Source organism: Microbacterium kribbense, from assembly GCF_039537285.1.
Taxonomy (GTDB): domain Bacteria; phylum Actinomycetota; class Actinomycetes; order Actinomycetales; family Microbacteriaceae; genus Microbacterium; species Microbacterium kribbense.
In genome coordinates, this window is record NZ_BAABAF010000014.1 from 26,866 (window position 1) to 33,656 (window position 6,791).

The window sequence follows — 6,791 nt, forward strand, 5'->3', positions numbered from 1 at the left end:
CGGCGACGGCTCGATCGCTCACGGGTGGGCCTGGGCGAGCGCGAGCAGCTCGCGGGCGTGCGTGAGTGCGGCATCGGAATCGGCGAGTCCCGACAGCAGCCGCGCCATCTCGGCCTCGCGTTCGGACCCCTGCAGGCGGCGCACGCTCGAGGACGTGACGGTGCCGTCGCTGGATTTGACGACGCTCAGGTGATTGGTGGCGAACGCGGCGACCTGGGCCAGGTGCGTGACGGCGATCACCTGCGCGGAGCGGGCCAGCGTTCCCAGCCGGCGCCCGACCTCGATGGCCGCGGCGCCGCCGATGCCGGCATCCACCTCGTCGAACACGAAGGTCGGCACCGGGTCGGTGCCGGCGATCACGACCTCGATCGCGAGCATCACCCGGCTGAGCTCGCCGCCGGAGGCGCTGCGCGCGACCGGGCGCGCCTGCGCGCCCTGATGCGGCGCGAGCAGGATCGCGATCTCGTCGCGGCCGTGCGCCGTGGCGGCGGCGGGTGTCACGGCCACCTCCACGCGCGCGTCGGGCATCGCCAGGGCGTGCACCTCTTCGGTGACGGCGGCGCCGAGCCGGGTCGCGGCGGCGGTGCGGGCGGCGGTCAGCGCCGCGGCGGCCTCGTCGAGGGCGGATGCCGCGGCCGTGCGCTGCCCGGTCAGCCGCTCGATGCGGTCGCCATCGTCGTCGAGCTCGGCCAGCCGCGCCGAACCGCTCTCGCGCAGCGCGATGACGGCCTCCAGCGTGCCGTGCGCGCGCACCAGGGCGCCCAGCTGCGCGCGCCGCTCTTCGACGGCCGCCAGCTCGTGCGGGCCGGTCTCGTCGAGATCGGCGAGATAGGTGGCGATGCCCTGCGCCAGGTCGGCGATGCGGTAGCCGACGTCGGCGGCCTGGTCGGCCAGCTCCTGCAGGGCGGGGTCGTCGCCGGCGGCGCGCTCCAGGCTGCGCCGCGCGTGCGCGACCAGACCGGTCGCGTCCGGCTCGTCGTCCTCGGACGACAGCGCGGCATGGGCGGTGGCGGCGGCCTCGCGCAGCGCCTCGGCGTTGGCGAGCCGTTCGGCCCGGCGGGCCAGCTCGACGTCTTCGCCGGGCTGCGGATCCGCCTGCTCGATGTCGGCGAGGGCGACCCGCAGGTCTGCGGCCTCGCGGGCGCGGGCATCCCGCTCTTCGTGCAGTTCGGCCAGCTCGCGGTCGATGTCGCGCCACTGCTGGAAGTCGTGCTGGTAGGCCGCCAGCGCGTCCGCGATGCCGGCGCCGCCGAACCGGTCGAGCGCGTCCCGCTGGGCGGCGGCCGAGCGCAGCCGCAGCTGGTCGGACTGTCCGTGCACCACGACGAGGTGGTCGGCGAGATCGGCCAGCACGCCGGCGGGGGCGCTGCGTCCGCCCACGCTCGCGCGGCTGCGCCCTTCGGCCGACAGGGTGCGTCCGAGGTACAGCTCGACCTGGGCGTCGTCGATGGGCTCGACCTCTCCCCCGGCCTCGTGCACGCGGTCGGCGACCGGGCCGACGCGAGGGACGATCCACACGCCCTCGACCGACGCCTGGGCTGCTCCGGCGCGCACCGCGCCGGAGTCGGCCCGCTGGCCCAGCAGCAGGCCCAGCCCGGTGACGACCATGGTCTTGCCGGCGCCGGTCTCGCCGGTGATCGCAGTGAAGCCGGGCCCGATCGGCAACGTGGCCTGGGCGATCACACCCAGGTCACGCAGCTGCATCTGCTCGATCACGACCCGCGCTGCTCCATCTCGACCGGCCCGCGCCAGCCGGCCACGGGCAGCCGGAACTTGCGCACCAGCCGGTCGGTGAACGCGGCCGGGTGCAGTCGCGCCAGCCGCACCGGCTCGGACGAGCGCCGCACGATGACGCGTGCGCCGGCGGGCAGCTCATGCGAGCGGCGTCCGTCGCACCAGAGGATGCCGGTGCCGCCGGAGCGCTCGAGCACCTCGATGGCCACCGACGTCTCGGGGCCGACCACGAGGGGCTTGGCGAACAGGGCGTGCGCCGACAGCGGCACGACCGCGATGGCCTCGACGGTCGGCCAGATCACGGGGCCGCCGGCCGAGAAGTTGTAAGCGGTGGAGCCGGTGGGGGTGGATACGACCATGCCGTCGCACCCGAAGCTGGACAGCGGCTTGCCGTCGATCTCGACGACGACCTCGAGCATCCGCTCGCGGCTGGCCTTCTCGACCGTGGCCTCGTTCAGCGCCCAGGTGGTGTAGATGACGGCACCGGAGGCATCCTTCACCCGCACCGACAGCGCGAGCCGCTCTTCGACCCGGTAGTCCCGGTCGATGACGCGCCGCACCGCGGCATCCATGTCGTCGCGCTCGATCTCGGCGAGGAAGCCGACATGACCCATGTTGATGCCCAGGATCGGCGCGGTGCCGCCGCGCACGAGTTCGGCCGCGCGCAGGATCGTGCCGTCGCCGCCGAGGACGATCGCCAGCTCCACACCCGTGATCGGGATGTCGGTGCCCAGCGCCGCGGTGTCGGCGAACACGTCGCGCAGCGCGATCAGCTCGTCGCGGTCGTCGCCGGCGAGCACCGGCTGCGCGGCGGCGGCATGCAGCGCCTCGACGATGCGGGCGGCGGCTTCGACGGTGTCTTCGCGCTGGGCGTGCGCGACGACCAGGATGCTCCGCTGCGGTGTTGTCATCTGCTCCTCGCCGTCTTGCTCCGGCCCGCCTTGGGCACCGTGATCTCGTTGACGGTGCCCAACCATTGTGTCGGATTCGTGCCGCCGTCCGGCCGCAGGTGCACGATGTACTCGTGGTTGCCGTGCGTGCCCACCACGGGTGAGGCGATCACGCCGCAGGTGCCCAGGCCCTCGTCCCACGCCGCCCACAGCACCGTGCCGACGGCGTCCGCACGCAGCGCCGGGTCGGTGACGAGGCCGCCGCGCACGGCGGTGCGGCCGACCTCGAACTGCGGCTTGACCAGCAGCACCAGGTCGGCGTCCGGTGCCGCGACGGCCCGGGCGGCCGGCAGCACGTGCGTGAGCGAGATGAACGACAGGTCGCCGGTGATCAGCTGCGGCAGCGCGCCGACCCCGCTGGCCCGGGCCAGGGTGTCGGCCGTCATGTGCCGCACGTTGAAGCCCTCGACGCTGATCACGTCGGGGTCGTCGGCGACGGATGCCGCGAGCTGGCCGTGCCCGACATCCACCGCGATCACGGGCGCCGCGCCGCGCTCGCGCAGCACCTGCGTGAAGCCGCCGGTGGAGGCGCCCATGTCGAGCGCGACCCGCCCGTCCGCGGCGACGCCGAACGCTTCCAGCCCGGCGACGAGCTTGTGCGCCGCGCGGCTGACGTAGTGGTCGGATGCGGCCACGACGATCTCGTCGGTGTCGTCGACGGGGGTGGATGCCTTCACCACGGGGTGCCCCGAGACGGTGACCACACCCTGCTCGAGGAGGGTGCGCGCGTGCGTGCGCGAGCGGGCGAGGCCGCGCGCCGCGAGCGCCAGGTCGAGCCGCTGCGTCATGGCTGCGGCGGGGTCGCCGGTCCGCTGTCCAGTTCGCGGGCGAGCCGGTCGTGCAACGCGACATAGGCCTCGGCGCGTTCGGAGAGCGGCTGGCCCTCGATCACGCGCAGGCGGCTGATCAGCTCGTCGCGATCCACGTCCTCCATGCCCCCATCGTAGTCGGAGGGTGCGCCGGATCAGGGGTGGATGAACGGATCGGCATAGAGCTGTTCGGCGACGTGGAATCCGAAGATCGCCCGGCCCGATCCCCACACCGCCGCCGATGCGGCGCGCAGCAGGTCGATCGGGCGGGTGCCGGGGCTGACCACACGCAGCTCGGTGCCGTCGATTTGCACGGCGGCATCCCGCACCGTCGTCCGGATGCCGTCGGTGTGGGTGGCCGGATACGGCTCGAACAGCTGGCGCAGGTCTTCGAGGATGTAGGTGGGGCGGCTCGTGCTGGGCGCGGCCAGGATGTGCTTGGGCCGGTCGACGCCGGTGAGCACCATCACCGAGGGGATGCCGGCGGCCTGCGACCCGGCGATGTCGGTGTCGAGCCGGTCGCCGATGAACAGCGGGCGCCGAGCGCCGAAGCGCGTGATCGCCTCCTCGAAGATCGGAGTCTCGGGCTTGCCTGCGACGGTCGCCAGGCGCCCGACGGCGATGTGCACGGCGGACACGAGCGTGCCGTTGCCCGGGGCGATGCCGCGGGCCTGCGGGATCGTCCAGTCGGTGTTGGTGGCGATCCAGGGGATGCCGCCCTCTTCTTCGGGCACCTTCAGTGCGAAGGCGGCTTCGGCGAGCTGGGTCCACGCGATGTCGGGCGAGAAGCCCTGCAGCACGGCCGCGGGGGCGTCGTCGGCGCTGGCGGTGACGATGTAGCCGGCCCGATCGACCTCGCTGATCAGTCCCTCGCCGCCGACGACCAGGATCGTCGCGCCGGGCGCCACCTTGGTGCGCAGCAGCTGCACGGCGGCCTGCGGGCTGGTCACGATCTCTTCGGGCGCGGTGCGATCCAGTCCCAGTTCGCGCAGGTGCGCGGCGACATCGGCATCGGTGCGGGACGCGTTGTTGGTGATGTAGCCGAGGCGACGGCCGTCGGCCGCGGCGCGGGTCAGGCTCTCGACGGCGTACGGCAGGGCGCCGGCGCCGGCATACACGACGCCGTCGAGGTCGGCCAGGACCGTGTCGACGCCGTCCAGCGGTGTCTTCTCGACAGCGGCCTTGCCGGATCTGCCGAACAGCGCCATCACGCCTCGTCCTCCGGGCGGGCCGCGGGCTCGGCGTCGGTCGGCTCGGCCGGCTCGGCCGGCTCGGCGGGCTCCGTGGACGCGGCGTCGGCGTCGGCTTCGGCGGGCTGGGCGTCTTCTGCGTCGTCGACGAAGCTCTCTTCGAGATCCTCGACGTAGACGGTCTCGTCCAGGCCCACACCGGATGCCTCATCGAGCGCCTCGGCGGCGACATCGGCGAGCTTCTGCCAGTGAGCAGACTCGTCGGCACGGCCCAGTTCGGCCAGCACGATCGCCCGCGCCGAGAACAGCTCGGGGCTCCACTCGAAGGCGTGCGCGGGGTCGGCCTCGGGGATCTCGAGCTCCTGGAACGCACGGTGGGCGTCGCCCTGGTCTAGCCAGGCGCCCGACATCGCGATCGCCAGATGCACCCGGACATCCGTCGGCAGCGCGGCACGGTCGACCGACCGACCGACCTCGAGGGCACGCTCGGGGCGACCCACGCCGCGCTCGCTGTCGACCATCAGAGCGATCTGATCTTCGCGGCCGGACAGGCGCCGGTAGGTGCGCAGTTCGCGCAGCGCCAGTGCGTAGTCACCGATCCGGTATGCCGTGATGGCCACGGTCTCACGGGCGACCGGTATCCGCCCGGCATGCCGCGACGCGGCCAGTGCGTGCTCGTGAGCGAGAGCCGGGTTCTCATCGATCAGCTCGGCTGCCATCGCCAGATGACGCGCGACCCGGTCGGCGTTCTCCTTGCTCAGCGTCTTCAGCTCGTTGCGGGCCGCGGGCGCCAGATCCTTCGGCGTGATGTCGTCCGGCAGCTCGGGGTCCTGCCCGCGCTCGTCCCGCACGTCCTGCGGCGGACGCGACTGTCGCGGCCGGTCACCGGCGTATCCGCGGTCGTCGCGGCGCGGCCATTCGGTGTGGCGCCGGTCCCCCTGCGGACGCTCACCCTGCGCGCGGTCCCGGTACGGGCGGTCCCCCTGCGGACGCTCACCCTGCGCGCGGTCCCGATACGGGCGGTCCCCCTGCGGACGCTCACCCTGCGCGCGGTCCCGATACGGGCGGTCCCCCTGCGGGCGCCCACCCTGCGCGCGGTCCCGGTAGGGCCGATCGCCCTGCGGGCGCTCCGTACGCGGACGATCGGTGCGGTCAGAGCCGCCCCGGTACGCCCGATCCCCATGACCCGAGCCGCTCCGATACGGACGATCATTGCTGCCGGTGTCGCGGCCCCGATACGGCCGGTCGCTGCGCTCGGCGCCTCCTCCGCGATATGGCGGACGTTCGGCACGGTCGGAGTTGCCGCGATACGGGCGACCGCCCCGGCCGGCGTCACCACCGCGATAGGGGCGGTCCCCCTCAGCAGAGTTCCCGCCGCGATACGGCGGCCGCTCGCCGCGATCAGAGCCACCTCGATACGGCCGATCCCCCTGCGCCGCGCCACCACCACGATACGGCGGACGCTCCGACCGATCCGAATTGCCACGATACGGCCGGTCCCCCTGGCTTGCGCCACCGCGATACGGCGGACGCTCGCCGCGATCAGAACCACCCCGGTACGGCCGATCCCCCTGGCCTGCGCCACCGCGATACGGCGGACGCTCGCCGCGATCAGAGCCACCTCGATACGGACGATCTCCCTGCGCCGCGCCACCGCCACGATACGGCGGACGCTGCGACCGATCCGAATTGCCACGATACGGACGATCACTCTGACCTGAGTTCCCGCCCCGATAGGGGCGATCACCTTGACCAGAACCGCCCTGATGGGGGCGATCGCCCTGGCCGGAGTTCGCACCGCGATACGGACGATCCCCCTGACCGGAATTGCCACCCCGATAGGGACGGTCACCACGTGCCGGTGCACCCTCGCGCCGGCCGCCACCATCGCGACGAGGCGCGCCATCATCATGGCGCGGACGGTCCGAATGGGGCCGATCGCCGTCTCGGCGCCCGCCGCCATTCTCGTGATCGGCCATGACTCTCCCTCGTCTGATGTGTTTGTGTGTGAAATGGAAATGGCCACCCGTGGGTGGCCATTTCGTGAAGTTGAGTCCGGCGGTGTCCTACTCTCCCACAGGGTCCCCCCTGCAGTACCATCGGCGCTG

Annotated in this window: 7 protein-coding genes; 1 reads left to right on the forward strand and 6 read right to left on the reverse strand. The window is 73.1% G+C overall.

The window, feature by feature from the left end; all coding sequences use genetic code 11:
* Window positions 1-18: 18 nt before the first annotated feature.
* From recN to ABD705_RS15700, 6 genes are read right to left on the reverse strand one after another with little or no spacing between them, the layout of a single operon-like run.
* Window positions 19-1,716 (reverse strand): DNA repair protein RecN, encoded by a 1,698-nt coding sequence (recN, locus tag ABD705_RS15675; RefSeq protein WP_344785271.1) that lies wholly within the window; start codon window positions 1,714-1,716, stop codon window positions 19-21.
* Complete coding sequence (locus ABD705_RS15680; protein ID WP_344785273.1) at window positions 1,713-2,645, reverse strand: NAD kinase; 933 nt, start codon at window positions 2,643-2,645, stop codon at window positions 1,713-1,715. The genes recN and ABD705_RS15680 overlap by 4 nt, the downstream gene beginning before the upstream one ends.
* Window positions 2,642-3,472 carry a TlyA family RNA methyltransferase gene (locus tag ABD705_RS15685; protein ID WP_344785275.1) on the reverse strand — a complete coding sequence of 277 codons (831 nt, stop codon included), beginning with the start codon at window positions 3,470-3,472 and terminating at the stop codon, window positions 2,642-2,644. Before ABD705_RS15685 ends, ABD705_RS15680 begins: the two co-directional genes overlap by 4 nt.
* Window positions 3,469-3,618: a hypothetical protein gene (locus ABD705_RS15690; RefSeq protein WP_344785277.1), complete on the reverse strand. Its 150-nt coding sequence runs from the start codon at window positions 3,616-3,618 to the stop codon at window positions 3,469-3,471. Before ABD705_RS15690 ends, ABD705_RS15685 begins: the two co-directional genes overlap by 4 nt.
* A 30-nt stretch (window positions 3,619-3,648) precedes the next feature.
* Complete coding sequence (locus tag ABD705_RS15695; protein ID WP_344785287.1) at window positions 3,649-4,701, reverse strand: HAD-IIA family hydrolase; 1,053 nt, start codon at window positions 4,699-4,701, stop codon at window positions 3,649-3,651.
* Window positions 4,701-5,534 (reverse strand): hypothetical protein, encoded by an 834-nt coding sequence (locus ABD705_RS15700; RefSeq protein WP_344785279.1) that lies wholly within the window; start codon window positions 5,532-5,534, stop codon window positions 4,701-4,703. The genes ABD705_RS15695 and ABD705_RS15700 overlap by 1 nt, the downstream gene beginning before the upstream one ends.
* Before the next feature lie 330 nt (window positions 5,535-5,864).
* Here ABD705_RS15700 and ABD705_RS15705 point away from each other — a divergent pair, with 330 nt between their 5' ends.
* Window positions 5,865-6,404, forward strand: a complete 540-nt coding sequence (locus ABD705_RS15705; protein WP_344785281.1) for a hypothetical protein — start codon at window positions 5,865-5,867, stop codon at window positions 6,402-6,404.
* Window positions 6,405-6,791 lie beyond the last annotated feature (387 nt).